At 39.8% G+C, this 17,309-nt stretch carries 20 protein-coding genes and 5 pseudogenes; 3 read left to right on the top strand and 22 right to left on the bottom strand.

All coding sequences use genetic code 11. From position 1 onward, the window contains the following. Positions 1-458 precede the first annotated feature (458 nt). Entirely contained in the window at positions 459-719 is a 261-nt protein-coding gene (locus NST99_RS20875; protein ID WP_341094130.1) for a helix-turn-helix domain-containing protein, read from the bottom strand. 14 nt (positions 720-733) lie between these two features. Further along, on the bottom strand, positions 734-1,726 hold the full coding sequence (locus NST99_RS20880; protein ID WP_341094132.1) for a hypothetical protein: 993 nt from the start codon (positions 1,724-1,726) through the stop codon (positions 734-736). 161 nt (positions 1,727-1,887) lie between these two features. On the opposite strand from NST99_RS20880, the gene NST99_RS20885 reads away from it, so the two are divergent. Continuing rightward, positions 1,888-2,097: a hypothetical protein gene (locus tag NST99_RS20885; RefSeq protein WP_341094133.1), complete on the top strand. Its 210-nt coding sequence runs from the start codon at positions 1,888-1,890 to the stop codon at positions 2,095-2,097. Further along, positions 2,079-2,210 (top strand): multicopper oxidase domain-containing protein, encoded by a 132-nt coding sequence (locus NST99_RS33745; protein WP_445744978.1) that lies wholly within the window; start codon positions 2,079-2,081, stop codon positions 2,208-2,210. The genes NST99_RS20885 and NST99_RS33745 overlap by 19 nt, the downstream gene beginning before the upstream one ends. A 198-nt stretch (positions 2,211-2,408) precedes the next feature. On the opposite strand, the gene NST99_RS20890 is transcribed toward NST99_RS33745, so the two are convergent. From NST99_RS20890 to NST99_RS20960, 16 genes and pseudogenes are all read right to left on the bottom strand, one after another. Next, a complete protein-coding gene (locus NST99_RS20890) occupies positions 2,409-2,843 on the bottom strand; it encodes a VOC family protein (protein WP_341094134.1) in 435 nt (144 codons plus the stop codon). Between the two features lie 184 nt (positions 2,844-3,027). Beyond that, a complete protein-coding gene (locus NST99_RS20895; RefSeq protein WP_341094135.1) occupies positions 3,028-3,849 on the bottom strand; it encodes a helix-turn-helix domain-containing protein in 822 nt (273 codons plus the stop codon). Positions 3,850-4,086: 237 nt separating this feature from the next. After that, positions 4,087-4,248 (bottom strand): DUF255 domain-containing protein, encoded by a 162-nt coding sequence (locus NST99_RS20900; RefSeq protein ID WP_341094136.1) that lies wholly within the window; start codon positions 4,246-4,248, stop codon positions 4,087-4,089. 132 nt (positions 4,249-4,380) lie between these two features. Next, positions 4,381-5,101 (bottom strand): annotated as a pseudogene (locus tag NST99_RS20905) (IS5 family transposase). Between the two features lie 425 nt (positions 5,102-5,526). Then, positions 5,527-6,000 carry an IS200/IS605 family transposase gene (gene tnpA / locus NST99_RS20910; RefSeq protein WP_341094137.1) on the bottom strand — a complete coding sequence of 158 codons (474 nt, stop codon included), beginning with the start codon at positions 5,998-6,000 and terminating at the stop codon, positions 5,527-5,529. A gap of 331 nt (positions 6,001-6,331) precedes the next feature. Beyond that, positions 6,332-6,448: pseudogene (locus NST99_RS20915) on the bottom strand (winged helix-turn-helix domain-containing protein); the annotation flags it as partial. A 109-nt stretch (positions 6,449-6,557) separates the two neighbouring features. Beyond that, positions 6,558-7,625: an alpha/beta hydrolase family protein gene (locus tag NST99_RS20920; RefSeq protein ID WP_341094138.1), complete on the bottom strand. Its 1,068-nt coding sequence runs from the start codon at positions 7,623-7,625 to the stop codon at positions 6,558-6,560. Between the two features lie 48 nt (positions 7,626-7,673). Then, on the bottom strand, positions 7,674-8,795 hold the full coding sequence (locus tag NST99_RS20925; RefSeq protein WP_341094139.1) for an alpha/beta hydrolase family protein: 1,122 nt from the start codon (positions 8,793-8,795) through the stop codon (positions 7,674-7,676). Positions 8,796-8,864: 69 nt separating this feature from the next. Then, positions 8,865-9,302 carry a MarR family winged helix-turn-helix transcriptional regulator gene (locus NST99_RS20930; RefSeq protein WP_341094140.1) on the bottom strand — a complete coding sequence of 146 codons (438 nt, stop codon included), beginning with the start codon at positions 9,300-9,302 and terminating at the stop codon, positions 8,865-8,867. A 497-nt stretch (positions 9,303-9,799) separates the two neighbouring features. Then, positions 9,800-10,237: a DUF1259 domain-containing protein gene (locus NST99_RS20935; protein WP_341094141.1), complete on the bottom strand. Its 438-nt coding sequence runs from the start codon at positions 10,235-10,237 to the stop codon at positions 9,800-9,802. 583 nt (positions 10,238-10,820) lie between these two features. After that, positions 10,821-10,931 (bottom strand): DUF6809 family protein, encoded by a 111-nt coding sequence (locus NST99_RS33750; RefSeq protein ID WP_445744979.1) that lies wholly within the window; start codon positions 10,929-10,931, stop codon positions 10,821-10,823. 161 nt (positions 10,932-11,092) lie between these two features. Continuing rightward, the gene (locus NST99_RS20940; RefSeq protein WP_341094143.1) at positions 11,093-11,233 is read right to left on the bottom strand and encodes a hypothetical protein; all 141 of its coding nucleotides are present in this window, start codon (positions 11,231-11,233) and stop codon (positions 11,093-11,095) included. A 110-nt stretch (positions 11,234-11,343) separates the two neighbouring features. Next, positions 11,344-11,454 (bottom strand): annotated as a pseudogene (locus NST99_RS20945) (DUF255 domain-containing protein); the annotation flags it as partial. Between the two features lie 303 nt (positions 11,455-11,757). Next, positions 11,758-12,720 (bottom strand): alpha/beta hydrolase, encoded by a 963-nt coding sequence (locus NST99_RS20950; RefSeq protein ID WP_341094145.1) that lies wholly within the window; start codon positions 12,718-12,720, stop codon positions 11,758-11,760. Continuing rightward, positions 12,717-13,346 (bottom strand): TetR/AcrR family transcriptional regulator, encoded by a 630-nt coding sequence (locus tag NST99_RS20955; RefSeq protein ID WP_341094146.1) that lies wholly within the window; start codon positions 13,344-13,346, stop codon positions 12,717-12,719. The genes NST99_RS20950 and NST99_RS20955 overlap by 4 nt, the downstream gene beginning before the upstream one ends. A gap of 282 nt (positions 13,347-13,628) precedes the next feature. Beyond that, positions 13,629-13,776, bottom strand: a pseudogene (locus tag NST99_RS20960) (DUF255 domain-containing protein); the annotation flags it as partial. A gap of 236 nt (positions 13,777-14,012) precedes the next feature. Between NST99_RS20960 and NST99_RS20965 the strand changes: the two are divergent. After that, positions 14,013-14,237 (top strand): helix-turn-helix domain-containing protein, encoded by a 225-nt coding sequence (locus NST99_RS20965; protein WP_341097714.1) that lies wholly within the window; start codon positions 14,013-14,015, stop codon positions 14,235-14,237. A gap of 107 nt (positions 14,238-14,344) precedes the next feature. Here the strand turns inward: NST99_RS20965 and NST99_RS20970 are convergent, their stop codons facing one another. The 4 genes and pseudogenes from NST99_RS20970 to NST99_RS20985 all read right to left on the bottom strand — a co-directional run bounded on the left by NST99_RS20970 (position 14,345) and on the right by NST99_RS20985 (position 17,035). Beyond that, entirely contained in the window at positions 14,345-14,989 is a 645-nt protein-coding gene (locus NST99_RS20970) for a hypothetical protein (RefSeq protein ID WP_341094148.1), read from the bottom strand. Positions 14,990-15,027: 38 nt separating this feature from the next. Beyond that, positions 15,028-15,237 (bottom strand): hypothetical protein, encoded by a 210-nt coding sequence (locus tag NST99_RS20975; RefSeq protein WP_341094149.1) that lies wholly within the window; start codon positions 15,235-15,237, stop codon positions 15,028-15,030. A 308-nt stretch (positions 15,238-15,545) separates the two neighbouring features. Next, a pseudogene (locus NST99_RS20980) lies at positions 15,546-16,102 on the bottom strand (DUF4240 domain-containing protein). A 36-nt stretch (positions 16,103-16,138) separates the two neighbouring features. Further along, positions 16,139-17,035, bottom strand: coding sequence for a hypothetical protein (locus NST99_RS20985; RefSeq protein ID WP_341094150.1), 897 nt, complete (start codon positions 17,033-17,035; stop codon positions 16,139-16,141). Positions 17,036-17,309: the final 274 nt, after the last annotated feature.

Genomic DNA, 17,309 nt, shown 5'->3' on the forward strand with positions numbered 1-17,309 from the left:
TCTTCCCAAATCAAACCATTCTCCACAAGACAAGCCCGAAACTTAACAAAATAAAAACAAGCCGGTGCGCATTACCACTTTCGCACCGGCTTGTTTTATCTAAGGTTATTTTGGATGAATTCCCGCTCCACCTTTTTCAAATACTACAATGAATTCTCGAAAGAATATAGAAACATAAATCTGAGCATTCTTAGCTTCTCAACGGAACCTTCAGTAATGACTTGCTTAATGGCCGGAATCATCTGACTGTTGGTCACTCCGAATTTTCCAGGCTTTACATTCTTCAATGGAAAGTGGCCGCACTTCTTTGCCCATCATTTAGTTCTTACTGCAACTTTTACACATTTGCTTCATTTAATATTATTTCCTGCTGTGACGAATCTTCTTGCTGATGTTTGCCATCCCTTTGTTCAGGGACCATCTATGGTATCCCATGAAAATCTAGAACTCAACCTATGTTAATTCATGCCTATAGCTTCTTTAATTTGCGGGATAGATAAACCGTTCGCTTTCAGTTCTTTTATCCGAATAATGCGTGCGACGGTTTCCTCTCTTTTATATCTTCGTGTTAAATTCTCTTCAGCCTGTTCAAAGGGCAGCATACCTTCTTCGGTGTAATGTTTCAGCGTGCTATAACGAGAACCTGTAATTCTTACTAATTCACCTATAGACACATACTCTGAGTTTAGAATCGCCTCCATGGAACGTTGCCTAGACATGGATACCAACTCCTTTACAGTGGGCGCTTCGGAACAAGACGCACACCTTGAATCGGTATTTTCATCATCACAAAATGCGGCATCGCATCGTATAACAAATTATCAATTTTGATGGTCGCAATTGATCCTCTCTCAATAACCTTAACTTCATGTCCATAGGACTCTAACCTTGTAAGGACGGAGTTTAGCCTTTTATTAGAATTATCGAACCAAGCCTCTGTCTCTATAAAGACAGCTTGTGATCGCTCAAGGAAAGGGAATAAAAAATTGATACTGCTGCCCGCATATGTCATCATAAACTTCGACTTCATTTGCAGGAACTGTTTGATCCCTAACTCAATTCCATGATGGATTTGGATCCGAAACAATGACTTTGCCCATAAGTTACTACGGTATAGATCGTGCATTCTGGTATTGATCTTCTCCAGTTCATTCCGTGAGAAGACATCATGCATACATCCACTTTCGTGAAGCAGCCAAAGCATGCAAATGATCTCATCCGTTACCGTTCCCTCTTCCAAAATTTCTGCTCGAAGGTTCTCTGTAATGCTTGTATAAACCCCAATGTTGCTGCGATAGGCTTTCATTTCAACGCCCGCTGAATCATAATACATGTCGCTCCCTAACAAACTCGGAATTTCTTCCAACAAATTCATTGCCTTTAGATAATCTGATATCGCGATTTCAAACTTCTTTAATTTTTTGTTAGGCAGCATGGAAGCTTTTTTCAGCCACCATCCCAGATCACCTTGTACCTCAGCATGATTATGGAGCAAGGGTAATAGAATAGTTTCTCTGTAGAGCGTTGAACTGGATTGGTCAAGCACTTCTTTGCGGAAAGTTAGCTCGTTATCAGCTTGTGTAAAATATCCCTCTAAGTAGGCCTCCAAAATAACCGCAGCAGCCATAGAACGCAGAGACACTTTCTTTGCATTAGTCATGTAAAGACTACTCTGTGCATTTAATGCGGTCAGCGCAAAACTTTGTGCTAATTTTAAATCCATCATAGCCATCCACCCCTACCCATGATTTTGACAAGCCGGTTCGTGTTTCGTGAGTGTATGAAGAACTTTTTTTTGAATTCGTCTCAATACTACTTACTACTTACTACTTATCACTTACTGCTTACTGTATGACTCTTGCAATATATTGTCAAGGGTGCTACTCCATGGCTCGTTCAATGGAAAAAGTATTTAAATACAACAAATACCCCACGGAAAATTCCATAGGTTCAATCAGCATTGTTCTTGCTCCCAATATCCCACATTTACCCTTTACCGCGACAAATGGAGTTAAGTATTTCAAGCTTGTTGCCGAAGTAGTAAAGATCGAGATAGTTCCCGGAATTTACATGAATGCATGGGGCTATATGGAATAACTCCCGGTCCAACGATCTGCTTATACTCTGGAGACTATGTATTCATTAGAGCACATAATCAATTGCCTCAACCGACAAGCGTACACTGGCATGGTTTAGATATTCCAAAATGAAGTGGAAGGCGTACCGGAGGTTGAAGCTTCGTCTAGCATTGATCCAGGCTGTTATTTTGATTACCAAGCGAGGATATCTAAAATAATATTGATTCACACGAAAACCAAAATAGAAGTAAGCCCAAAGGATGCCACTGCAACCTTTGGGCTTAGACATCTTCATTTCTATCGGAGGCACCTTAGTCAACGGAGAACAGATTAATTTACATACAAAGCGAGGAATCGTTTTTGTATTTCCTCCGGATCCACGACTTCAATCGTGGTTGAGATCATCCAATAATGTCCGAAAGGATCCTTCACACTTCCCGATCGGTCACCGTAGAATTGATCCGCCATAGGATTAACGCTTGTAGCTCCAGCCGCAATCGCCTGATGGAACAACTTATCCGCATCGTCCACCTTCAGATGGATACCAACTGTCGTATTACCAATAGTTTCCGGCCCTAAAATGTCAAATTCTGGATATTCACCAGCAATTGAAATGTTGGCTCCGCCGATTGTAATCTCAGCATGAGCCACTTTGCCTTCCGGCTCCGTCAAGCGATATTTCTCTACGGCATCAAAAGCTTTCTTATAGAACTCAATCGCCTCCGCAGTATTCTTGATCCATAGAAACGGGGTTGCTTTATCCAATATAATCCACCTCTCTCTTTCCCGGAAGATGATAAGCCCTATGCAGTATCGTTTGATGCGCTTAAGCTGACCATTCCCGCTCACATACTATTCTAATCGCCCCTCAACCGAGCGTATAGTAAAAAATTGACCTTTTTAAAATAATTTTCCGTCCAATAATAACATAGTCTGCATTTGAATATGGCTAATTGTAGATCGCAACATGATTGTGATGCCTGCCTTGCCTTGAGAAATAATCCGTAGGACTGAGACCGGTGAAAGCTTGGAAATCTTTTATAAAATGCATCTGATCATAATAACCGCAAGCGATAGCGACATCCAACCAATTGACGCTTTCTGTGTGGTTTAATCTGTTCAATACCTCTTGAAAACGGCGAAGACGACAGAAGAGATTGGGAGTCATCCCCACTTCTTCTTTAAAAATCTGGATAAATCTCCGTTGGCTTAAACCGATTTGTCCGCTTACATCCGAGAGGGGTCTTTTATGTCGCAAACTCAAAAACTCGTTAAGTGCGAAGCTTACTGCTGGATGTCGTATCAGAGGTCTGGAAGCCAATTTCAAAAGATTTTCTTCAAGTATTCGAAACTGATCATCCACCGTTTTCAAGGGAAGCAGCGTCTCACGCAGTTCATGAGCTCTTGCTCCCCACAGTGTATCCAAGGATACACGAATATTATGTAGTTCATTCACTGGTATTTTAAGAAATGGATAGATTCCACCCGGTTTGAAATGTATTCCCAAAACCGTGGTCTCTGCGGAAGTATCAATCATGAAAAACTCTGAATGCGGCCCGCAAATGACAGAGCTGTCATACGTCCGTAACAGGCCGTTAGATTCTCGATCAAACAATTTAATCTTATACTCACATAGGTTGATCACGAGTTCAATCGAACCATTAGGAAGCGTTAGCTCCTTCGAATAAGGAGGACTATATCCTTCGAGATACCAGAAATAATCAACAAAATTTAATAATGGGGCTTGCGGAGTATAAGTGCGTAACTTCATGGCATATTCGCGACAGGAGCCATGGATGTTAAATCCACGGAGTCGCTCCACCTTTCTTAGGAAGTACTACCTTAAGCAACCTTAAGCTCTGGTACTTATTCAAATTAGCTTTGGAAAAATTATCTAGACATCCCCAAGAAACACCAATTAACTGCCCATTCCCCTATAAAATTATAGAGCAATTATTATTGATTCACGCGAACATCCCACCAATGGCAAGTTCTTATGGATCAACAACTAGCTATACCCAACAGATAAGAAGATAGGCTTGTTGTCGCGTTTAGCGATTTCAAAAGCTTCCTCCGACCAAGGGAACCAGTTCACCGGGTTATTTGCGTGTTGCAGCAAATACGGTGACTTTTCCATGGCTAATCTATTGGGTACTTTTTGAGTTGTCATGGGGCATCACCCCGTTTTGTGTTGGATTTGGGTAAAGTATTGCTTAGGGTTAGTTTACCCAAATTGATGGGGGAGGAACTATGTAAAGGCAGTAAAAACTTGAAAATCATTTAGGTCGTGTCTGAAAACTCTTCATTGAGTCAATTTGAAAATGGCAGCTACGTATACAGAAGCCAGGAATGACTTGGCCAACTTGTCGTAACGAGTAGCCACACGGCGAAAGTGATTGATTTTATTGAAAAAGCACTCACACTAGGTGGCGTTCTTTGTAGCGATACCAATCGACTTTCCATGGGTTTTGACTATTCGTTTTAGGCGGGATGGTGTAGGATGCCTGCTTAGCTGTAATCCAATTCCGAATCGCTTCTGAAATCGATCGCTGGAACGGAATCGTAGACTTGACTACCCGTCAGAAGAAAAGCGAGGGGGTTTCCTAATCCATCGACGAAGGTGTGAAGTTTGGTTGTCTTTCCGCCACGACTGACGCCGATGTGCTGATTCACTTCGTGTCCTGGGGCGTTTTTTTAGCACCGGCACTATGTTGATGGGCTTTGACTGATGTAGAATCAATGCTCAAGTTTTCAAAGTCAGGTTCGACCTGAAGAGTTTGGAAGATCGCGACAAGCAGTCCGGTATCTCGCCACTTGCAGAAGCGGCTGTAGACCGTTTTCCATGAACCATAGCGTTCCTCCGGTAGATCGCGTCAGGCAGCACCACTTCGAGCGATCCATAGAAAAGCGTTAAACATGGTTCTTTCACTTAATTTTGACGGACGTCCTGTTTTGTAGGGTGGAAACATGCCCTTAATTTGTTCCCACCGTTCATCGCTTATTTCGTACCGTCTTTGAATCATGCTTGACGCCCCATTCGTTTTCTCAAATCTTACCATCTTTTTTAGTTTTCAGACACTTCATAGTCAGAGGTGTAAAGTGCCCCATTAGAGTGAAAATTGGAATAGACATTAGAATAAACCTTGGTCTATCCGGTGACTCTGCTTAGGTGTGTTCAAGGTACCGCATATAGATTGTCTGGCGTTTAGAGGGACCCAATTCTGCAGTTGGAGTAGAGCTTCAGTCCAGCCGCTACCAGCGCAAATAAAATCTTTGGTGCTGCAGGAGTAGACCAAACCGTTACACAATCAGGACCACCCGTCCAACGGGTGGTTTGCTCTAGGGGTATAACCCCTCGTTGCCAAACTGCGCCTAAAGACGCTAGCCTGACCACACATTTGTTCAGGCTCAGTGTAATTTGTCATCCTCACTTACCCGTTAAACGGGCTTATTTCTTTTTGTTTCTTTTGTCACTGAATGGGTCTTCGTATTCTTTTACACTCAATTTATCTACGGCTTGGTCATGTGCTTCTTGTTCACGGATGTATTTGGCTACTGTGGCTTCATTTAAGCCCACTGTACTCACGTAATAGCCTTCCGCCCAAAATTTTCGATTCCCATACTTATACTTTAGCCCCGCATGCTTCTCAAAGATCATGAGCGAACTTTTTCCCTTCAGATATCCCATGAACGTAGACACGGCGATCTTCGGTGGTATCGCGACCAGCATGTGCACGTGATCTGGCATCATATGACCTTCTAGTATTTCTACTCCCTTGTACTTACATAGACGTTTGACGATTTCGATCAAATCTTTCCTCACTTGATTATAAATCTCTTTCCGTCTATACTTCGGGGTGAACACGATATGGTATTTGCACATCCACTTCGTGTGAGCTAGACTATAGCTCTTGTTTGCCATCTAAGATCATTCCTTCCGTTGAGCCTGAACATCTCAATTTTATCGGAATGGTCCTGGTGGTCAAACCCTCGTTCCCTCCACCCGCATAGCGGGTGGTTTTTTGTTTCGCGCGTTTCACGCACTCAACTGGCTAAAGCCATAACAAAAAGAGGAGCGCAGTTCTTCCTGCGCTCCTCTTGATTTACATAACGGTTTATTGCAATTTCATTCTGCCTATTGTCGTACTACCAGCAGCTCCTTGACCGCCTCAGGGTTAACCGGCTGGCGGCAGACAAAGTTCCGAGGTGTTTTTTTACGCTTGCAAGTGTTTTTTGAATTCCGCCTATTTTTATGCTTTAGCCAGCGTGAAGGTTGGCTTCGTAAAGCTAAGCTTCAAACGGTACAGCAGGTCTAGTGCTCCCCGATCCGAATACCGGATATCCCACTTTTGTTCGATCCATTTTCCGAATGTGTGGAGGTGAGCGACCCATGCTTCAACTGACTATTTTATACGAATAAAAAAGTTATATAATTGCAGGTCATACCTAGCAAACAATGTAACAACCAAGTCTTTGACTTTAACACAACACTTCTGTAAACCAGTCCGTTATCATTGTAATAACTTCAGTTGCATGGTTGGTTACGCAGTGGTTTCCATCATCCCATAGTTTAATTGTTTTATTCATAGAAAGAGACTCATCATAAATTCTTTGAATACCGGATGCTGAAAATAAGGGGTCAAGTTTTCCATGATTCAAAAAAAGCGGACATTTGATCTGGTTAGCATATCCTTCCATAGTCATGCCATTAATAAACCGTTCCAAGTCTTGATCCTTTTTATTAGTCAAAGCAGAGAATACATTTGTAAAGTGTGGCAAGAAGGACAGTATTTCTTTGGGAGAGTATGAGCCCCCATTAACAACACAAGCATCCAGCTTGTCACTAATTGCTGCCGTTCTGGCAACCAAGTAGCCTCCAAAACTGTAGCCAATCATCCCGATTTTCTCAAAACGTTGATCTTTGGATACATACTCAATTATTTCATTTAGAGCTTCTTCATTGTTCAATTCCATATACAGTTTATTGAATAATCTTGTTTCACCTTGGCCGGGCCCATCAATCATCAAATAGGCTATTCCTCTTTCGGAATAAAAATGGCTATAATTGTGATGCTCTTCACGCCATCCATCAGCACCACCGATAGAAATAACAACGGGTACCCGAACGTTTGCTTTTTCAGGCATTCTCAACCAACCTACCATTTGGCATCCCTTGTATGGAATTTTAACTATCTCGATTTGTGGAGTATATAATTTTGCCGCTTCGCTGTAGCAGGTGATTAATTTACGATACATATCCAGCTTTTTTTCCGTGTCATGAATTATTGTGTATTGTCCGACTCTATATGCTGCCGTTGCATTTAAGAAAAATGTTCTTGCAGTAAAAATACGGCCATCTTTTAAAGCCTTCTCCGCAAGCGATTGAGCAGTCTCTGCGATCTCTAAACATGTGTCAACATAGTCTCTACCCTTCCGGTGTTCTTCCATAAGCTTCAAATAATCAATTAAATCAAATCCATTGGGAATTGCCCTGTCTATGGGTACAGTTCGAATCGTGTCATGAAGCATCTGCTGATTTTTATCCATATCATTAACCACCTCTTCAATTGATTAGATATTCCCGATTCTATTTGTTCAGTTCATTGCAAGGTTGTGTTTAAGCCAGTCAATCATTTCCGGGAACACTTCATCCAAATAATTCATGGTGCAATGTTCCCCCTCTTCGTAATATTTAAGCTGCTTGTCTCCCTGTGCCCATTTCATTATCTTTTCTGAATGAATTTTTGGCGAGGGCATCACTTCATCCTTCCCTGCATGATAAAACAATAGAGGGACTTGCAGATTCGGAGCCATTTCAATGTCCCAATCAAATTGATGAACAGCTTCTTCCAGTGTCAAACATCCAGTCATATAAGTGACACCACGCTGCCAGATCGGATTTAATTGCTTTAAACCTTGGAGACCCCCGATATAAACCAGCCCGCTGTTACCTACCACGCATTTTACTCGTTTGTCATACGCTGCAGACACCGGAGCTAAATATCCTCCTAAGCTAAAGCCTGTCAAGGCGATTTTTTGAGTATCCATTTGATAGTCCTGTTGCTTCTCCACCCAGTCGATAATTGCTGAAACTGCTTTGTGATATTCTTTGACATCAAATTTCATGTCCTTCCACAGTTCTCCCTGCCCGGGGCCATCAAAAGTAATAAAATTGAATCCATGCTGTTTATAAAGAGTGCCCTGGGAATGGCCTTCAGCTTCCTTAATGTTATCCATTCCATTCACAAAAATGACCAATGGTTTGTTCGGAATTCCTGAAAGCCGTAAATAAGCAGGAATTTTCACACCTTTAAACGGAATCTCAATCCGGATTGGTTTTTCTTTGTCTTCATATAAACTGATAGCCTGTTTGTAGCTTCTTCTTGCCTTCTCTTGAGATCCTTCTTTCTGGCTGCAATCAATAAAGAAGATGTGTTGGCCAACATGATAGCAACCTACTGCCTCATGAAACAATGCTTTGGCCTTAGTACGATAACCTTCAGTTAGAGCCTGTTCTGCTTTTCTATGTAGTTCATCTCCTTCTTTCGTCCATTCTTCACACCACTGCATCCAATTTGGAATTCTAACGACGACTCTTTTCAATCTTCCGAAATCAATTCCGAAAGACAAGAATCTTCCGTACCATCTGTGATACACCTTCTTTTCATTAAAGATAAACTGAAATGCAAACTTCTCTTGCAGGGACAGCTTCACCATATAAATTCCTCCTCCAATATTTTATTAGCTTAATCTATTATAGCTATAGCAACTATTTAACAAAAAAAATCATTCGGCATTACCGCTTATTTTATCAAGCACGTTCATAAACACTTCGAAATCTTCGTCTGATATGCCTTTTCGAAATTGTTCATTAATAGACTTCACACAAGGAATCAGATCGTGAAACATCTTTTTTCCTGCATCAGTCAAGTAAATTCGGGTGCTTCTTCTGTCTTTATCATGGGTCTCGCGTACAATATAACCTTTTTTAGAAAGAACATCCAGAATTCTGGTCAAATTTGTTTTGTCTTTGTAAGTTTTGATTGCAATTTCAGTTTGAATCAGACCCGATTCTGTATAAAGTACATTAAGAACTGTCCATTGCTCAAAAGTGATATCATATCCTTTATCTAAGAAGGCGCTTAGAAGCTTTCTCTTTATGAGAACTTCGCCCTTAATAATTTTGAATCCGATCAATTGTGTGTAGTCATATTGAATGCTCATTTGTATAACCCCCCTTATTTTCATTGTCATAACTATAGTAGCTTTAACAACTAATCTTGTCAAGATTTGTCTCTATCAAAAAATTCCTGCAACCCATCTGCAAGAACTTCTTTAAATAATGACTCACACGAACCTCCTATCAATGACAAGTCGGTTAAAGGCACACTACGAAATAGATAGGAAGACAGGTTTATTCACGACCACGGAACCAGTTCACCGGAATATGTTCATGCTGTAGCAGATACGGTGACTTTTCCTTGGCTAATCTATTGGGTACTTTTTGAGTTGTCATAGGCATCACCTCTTTTCGTGTGGACCCAAAATAGACGGGGAGAGCCGCAAGAAGTGTAGAAGGAATACCAATACAATAATAGATTAAACTAATAACATGCTACATTCTTTTGTATATCTTTGCGGTATACGCATTGATTTTTTATTATTTTCGGATCGTGTATGTAAGACACTAGCAGGGGGCTAGTGCCTTTTATTTTATACCCTTATTTTTTAGCAGGCTTACAAATAAATGGACCAACCGGTTTGTTCGTCAATACTCTAGATGCTTCACGCACGTTCTTAGCAAAAACTAGCGGACGCTGAATTGCCTCCCAATGGATATACCATATATTTGGATTTGTGAATAACCAATGATTATGAAGAGCCGTTACTTTAATTCCTGATTTTCGAAGTCTAGAGATAAACGGATTTATTTCCTTAGTGAGTATCACTGACTCTCCAAGACATAACCCCCTGCCATCTGCACCCACACTCTCGAAGGAAATACCAAAAGGAAGTGTGAATAGGCCCTTAGAACGTCTGCCCAAAATTTTCACCTTAATATTTGTACGCAACTTAGTGGCTACACATACTCCGTTTATGACTTGTGCTTCACCGCCAAAAATTTCGGCAAACCTTTTACACTGTGGATTTATACTCATATCTTATCACTCCCCATCATTAGATAAGTTATAGTATTTTGAAGTGAAAACTTTTGTAACGGTGTTTATCATTTAGTAGTAAAAATTTAGTGGATTAACCAGTTGAATTCAGTTACTTTGATGTTGTATTAGTCAGGTCCATCACTGTAGTGTAATCAAAAATACATCGGATGCCTTGCTGTTAATCTGATACCAGCGGGCGAATCCACTCGCCTGTATGGTAGTTGACGGAATCTCAGCTTTAATTGTTTGTTGATCACTTGTGCAGTTGCAGCTTCTACGACTGAATAAATCCATTTTCTTTTGAAGCAGCGTTAACTTATTCTTTTGATCAGCTTCAGCATTACTTTAAATTCTTTGTATAGCCATACTAGTTGAGGTGAATGCAATAGTAATTACTAATGACCAACCAGGCTGGGTCTTATTTCTTTCCTGAAATTAATGTAACTTGGCTTAGACAAAAAAACCGAAACGAATCTATCTCGCCCCGGTTCTCTAAAAAAAGTATTCATCTCTAACTGTCACTTTGATTCATTACCTAAGCTCCGATAGCTTCCCAACTGCTCCCATAGCGACAGCTTCCTTAATTACGGGTACCCAGCTCAGAGATTTGCTTGGAGTACAGTGCATATTTGGGATCGCTAGAATAGCTTCGTTCACTTGGGCTGATTTTTCCATAATACAAATCCTCCATTAGACTCACCTGCCTTCCCTTCCTTAATGTTCTTTTTAACCATATTAGCGGATTTATAATTGGAAATTTTCATGTTGTTTAATTATATCGAGATGCTCCCGTGCCTATGGTTACGAGAGTAGATTTCATCATTTAGAATAATAAAGGCGTACTATCCATTCCTAATAAATTTTAAAACCCCTTTGTGCAATTCCACCTCTGATTTCAAACAGCGCCTCATTAATTGCGCCGCCTGCAATTGGAATCATTGAAATACCCGCTTTTGTCAAACCTATCAAAGATTCATATACAATTTTATCCACACAATGCACTTTATTGCACTATACATTTTTCCAAAAAGTAATAATCCTTTATAGTCTACTTGAGGATGCTGCTATAAACAATTTATTCACACGAACATCTCATCAATGGAGGCTTCTTCACCCCACGGATACCAGTCACTGTGATTATGGACGTGCTGTAGTAAGTATGGTGATTTTTCTTGTAGTAATCGGTTAGAATTTTCCCCTTCTCTGTTCTCCAATATATACCTCCTTCGACTCAAATGTATATAAATTCATATTGCTCAATGGGAATGAAAAAGACACTACAGTAGTGTTAGTGTCTTTTGGGGTGAAACAATATTAAGATAAATGGATACGAAATGCTTATCTCATATACGTTCGTGAATATAATGCTGAAGGTCAGGGCATAGAGGTCAAATCCCCCCTCTTTGCAACGACAGCTTGAGTCGATCTTATCACCATGCTCTACACTACAGGCTAAAAATGCTTGATATTATTGGGTAGTTTTACTTCGTACACTAGTTGGCTCTCTTGGACTGAAATTATTTTCCTACATACTCATCCATAAAGCGGTCTACTCTTTGGAAATATTCAGTCGGGTAGTGGTTGAGAGCATCGATATGTTCCGTATTTTGCGGGTACCATACTTCTGCATTTGGGTTATCTGTTAAGGACTCGTAGATAATTTCTGTATTTTTATAACTAATTTGCTGATCTCCAGTACCATGAATAAGCATAACTGGCTTGTCTTGCATCTTTTTCACCGCATCCATAGGAGATATGGAATCAAGATCAACCTTAAAGGCCCAATTTGCCATCCAAGTCGATGTATAACTGAAGGGAAACGCAGGTAAACCTGAAAAGAAGGGCAAACCCTCTCTCAGAAATAGACCGGCATTACGAAAAGAACTATCTGCAATTACGGCCTTGATATCATCACTCTCACTTGCGGCTAGCAAAGAAGTAGCAGCACCCATTGAAAAGCCGATCACTCCAATGTTATCACCTGTATGGTCTCTGGATTTTAAATAGCTCACCGCTCCCAGCAAATCGTACTTTTCATTGCGGCCCAGGGTAATCAAATCACCATCGGATTTACCTTGCGAGCTGAGGTCAAATGCCAATACATTGTAGCCTTTCGGGACGAAATGCTCTACTAACTTTCGAGTCCGTCCTTTGACTAAACGATTACTAGTGTATCCATGGACGACAATAATCGTCTGATCACTTGCTTTACCGGAAGGAAAAAAGGTCCCTCTAATCGTATTATCATTTTTCAGACTCTTGAACTCGACCTCTTCGTAGGGAGTTTTAGTGATATTCAATTCGTAGCTGACATTAGTGTCTTTAGGATGATGCAGCAAGGTGTCTACTACTTTATAAGATATAAAAAACACAAGAGCTATCACAAGCAAAAGCACGATCCCCAGACTCCATAAAATTTTCTTCCGTCTTTTCACACGAACGTTAAATGTCAGATCGGGTTGTAATGATGTTTGACTCATTTAGACTCCCCCAGTTTTTCTTTAGATTGTATGGGTGCGAACAAATAAAAGGCATGCCCCTTCAGATTTTCCCACTCGGGATGATTAAGAATATTTTCTCCAAGAGTTAAAGCCACTCCATTTAAGAAAGAGATATAAGCACGGGAGATCATTGCCGGAGAAAAGCTTTTGTTGAATTCTCCCATGGACTGTCCCTTGGCATAAACAGATTCGATCTTATCTGTCATTACCTTTATACTTTCAAGGACCTTCTCTGTAAGTTCAGGGAATCTTATTCGTTGTCCTAAAACAGATTGAGTAAGCCGTAATTCATTTGTATAGAAGTAGATATGGTCAAATTGTTCTTTTACCATGTTCATGATCAATACCCCCGGCGTCCCCTCTTGTTGTAGACAAGCAAGTGATTTCACCTGAATATCAGCAAGCGGCTCCATGACAGCGGCGTAGAATAAAGCTTCTTTACTAGGGAAATATTGAAAAATGGTTCCGGGAGTCACTCCCACACTCTGGGCAATGCTAGCCGTTGTGGTATTTGAATATCCACTTTCTGCAAACAGGACTACAGCTTCTTTTAGGATACGTTTACGCCGCTCCTGTCTTTTTTCTTCATTAACGGGTCTGGCCAAATATATTCTCCTCTCTTTAAACAAAACCCCAATTAATTAAATGATCATTCATTTAATTAATAATATATCTTTAATTACAACTAATAGCAAGAGTGAATTTATCTTACTTACGAGCAGGATGAACCTCAACAAATAAAAACAAGCTGGAGTGCCGCCCAACATGCGCCTCCAGCTTGTTTACATTAGATTCCATCAGCAAATGCTGCAAGAGATTCAACAATAATTGATTCACACGAATATCTCATCAATGACAGGTACGTGTGAATCAACAACTAGCTTATAAAGGAAGACGGGCTTGTAGTCGCGCTTGGCGATTTTAAAAGCCTCCTCCGACCAAGGGAACCAGCACCGGGTTATGCGCATGTTGCAGCAGATACGGTGACTTTTCCTTGGCTAATCTATTACTATCCCCATTAAACACTTCAACCATCATTAATGGCCCTATTTTATATCCTTGAATAAACGATTAAGATGATTGCAAGGAGTTGGAATCAATCAATAAATCGAACAGCGTTTCGACTTGCTTAAAATGAAAATCCTCTAAAATGATTCATTAGGCCTCCTTTCGCAGACTATCAATCTTTCTATGTATAAATTTTATGCGAAAACCGCATAAATATCATTATGCATTTTTCGCATAAAGTAAACTTGGCTTGGGTGATCACATTGTACAAAAGAATCCGCAACTTACGCGAAGACAAAGATCTAACACAGCAACAAATGGCTGAGCTATTACATATTACACAAGCCACTTATTCCCGCTATGAGAACGGAAATTTGGATGTCCCGAGTACCGTTTTAATTACACTGGCCAATTTCCATAAAGTAAGCATCGACTATATTCTGGGTCAGACAGACAACCCCAAGCGTTATCCCGGCAAAATAGAATAGTCCGCAGCAAAAACAAGCTCCTGTGACGAACCACGGGAGCTTGTTTATCCGTTTACCAATAAGTATGTCAGCTTGATAGGACAATCCGAAAATGGTAATTAAATAGCCTATCCCACTGCTTCCTCCATCCTCCCCAGCATTCTCATGCCGATAAAAACAAACCATGCAGCGAAAGCCAACTGAGAAACAAATACCATAGTAGTTCCAACTATCCACGGATAGGCTCCGATAAGATCCAATACCCCTACCACAAATCCAAAATAAGCTGCAGACTTGCCGAGCACACTTTTTCTTATCACGAGACACAATATGATGGTTGCCATGCTCAGTATGATCGCTACAGAGTGCATACCTCCATAGTATATGCTGATTACCAGCTTGTAGATATCAGGTGAGAGTTCAATATTATAGACGGGATAGACCAAACGCCCCAAGATAATGACCAGTAAGATATTAACCGATATGATAACAGCCAAAAGATTGCATCCCAGCGATGTTTTGATCTTGTCTACCTTCACCAATATCTGGTACAATGCAACGATTGAGGGTATCAATAATAATGTAGCAAAGAACAAAAGTTCGTCTGCCATTGAGAGATTGAACCGCCACTCCTGCAGCCATGTCACCAGATCCGCATCCGAGAGCGGAGAACTGGGCATTGGTAACATGAATAGATATTGTACAAAAAAGAGAATCCCCGAAAGGATCAATGTAATTCCACCAAACTTAATAAGGGCGGATGTGGGTTCCATCGTAATCCTCCTATTCTAATAATCTATCAACAGGATCATTACATGCTCAAAAGTTCGGTTTCATATTTTCTAAGCTTCTCCATTACACCGTCAACCCATTCCTGGTCATCCCATAATTTAGGATTATCAAGTTTTCTTCCCGCTGGGTGACCTGTTGCCAACGTATCTACACCATCTTTGTTTCCAAAGTACACATCCGCTATTGTTAATGACTTGTTAACAGATTGAATTAACAGCTTGCAGCTCATCCCAGACCCCTGTTTGAAAAGGGGAACTCTAAATAGTAACCGAATATTATACCATTACCACCCTTCAAATCCTGCAGTTGTTCTAACACCAACATTTTATTAGTGAACTGACGGAGATTTTCATTAGCGATGTAGTTTTCAAACGATACGGTTTCCTCCGAAACCCGCAAGGACCACAAATACCAATACAGCAATACCTAACTTAAATTTCTCCATAGTACCACCTCTTCATAAAGCATACAGTTACCTCGTCGGTCCGCGAAGTTCAAGACCTTTACATTCCGGTTTGTCCGCCATCAAAGCATTCCTTAGGTCAGCGGGTTCTCTCCAAATCTATTCCATAACAATGGGTACATTTCTTCCAGGTCTTCTTCTTCCCAATCATTTTCAATCTCTATTACTTCAAAATTGTAGCCTCGAGCTTCTAACTCATTATAAAATTCAGTGTTTATGTCATCGTTATACTCAAACGTACCGGTTTTTAGATAAATGTACGCGTCTGAAGCAACTGATAGCATCTCTTCCAATTGGGGGGCAAAAACATCCTCTTGCAAATTTTCTTCAGATAAATATTCTGCCAGAAATTCAGGATTCTTTATTACCTGATGGAATACTTCTTCTCCTCGGGAGATTAACCAACTCTAAAGTAATCAAATCCATCATCTGAACATCCTCCCATTACTACAAAAGCTGCCGCCCATAATGAAGATGTATAGGATTGTTCCATCTTATTCCTAAATTCTATTTCAAATTGAAGGATCTCTTCTTTACTAGACTTTGTTAATTCTTTGGTTAACCATTCAACTTGTTCTTCACCATACTTTTTTGAGTTATTTATCATTTCCCAGAATAAATCAGTCGTCATTGCATAGAACCTCCGTTATTATGTTTTTTATTGGGATTACTTAATTTTAAATTCATTTGTTTTATTACTTTCATCTCTTAGGATACTGTAAACCATAGAATTCAGTGTCTCTTTACTTATCGGATCGATGTTAATTATATGTTTCTCTATATCCAATAAACTAAATACCTTCTCTTCAATATCAGCCCTTTTATAAAAGAAATCCATTAAACCTTCCCTATTTTGGACATTATTCTTCTCCCCATAGCTAGAATTTTTTACATATTCAATCATCCAATCAATCCAATCAGGATATAAATCATAATTATCTGACAACCGTTCAGATGCAACTTTATCTATAATCCCTTTAGTATTATCAGTGCGCAAATGAAACAATATGGGGTTCAGTGGTTTTAAAATATTTGTCAATTTCGTTATACATTCAGAAATATATGTTTCTGATAAGTTACTGAAACGCAATAATTCATTTATAATGTGTTGAAATAAAACACTTTCAAAAATATAAACAATATCATCCTGCACTGCGTTCTCAACAAAATCATTAAACTTCATAAACATTATTCTTACAAAAGTATCACTATTCAATCTTCCTTCATATGCCTGATAAGACTTTAGTTTGTCTAATAATTCATTACAATCATCACTTATGTCCGGATAATAAATTTGATAGTATTCATCATCAATTTTCTCAACTAAACTTTCAATTAAGCTGGATTGTTCAGGATACTGAATAGTCAGATTCTTATATTCTTCTTCATTTAATAAAGCTAAAAATCTAAGGTCACAGGGATTTCTTTGAGCATAGTCCATGTCCACTTCAAGATAGACTCTCGAGTTGAAGCCTTGCTCCCTCAATTTTTCATTTAGCTTCCATGCAGTTGTTGATTTCCCACAGCCATGTAATCCTTCAATGTTAATGAACTTTGTTTTCATTTCATACCTCTTTCGTTAAAAAATAGTCCCCAACTTCATACCAGTGGTTAACTCGCACAAAACCTGATTCATTGACATTGTGTGGAGCAGAAATTTAGCGTAGCCTCCATAACCTTGTGCCTTGGAAGTCCTCAATAGTTAAAGATTCAATAAACTTGTTTTAATTATACTATTAAATGGAAGAATATTACGATTTCAAAATACACTTAGAAGCTAAAAAGCTCCCACCCAACTCTGGAGGAAGCTTCCTAGAATAATTTAATCTTTCGAATTC

It is taken from the genome of Paenibacillus sp. FSL L8-0470 (assembly GCF_038008625.1).
Classification (GTDB): Bacteria; Bacillota; Bacilli; order Paenibacillales; family Paenibacillaceae; genus Paenibacillus_AQ.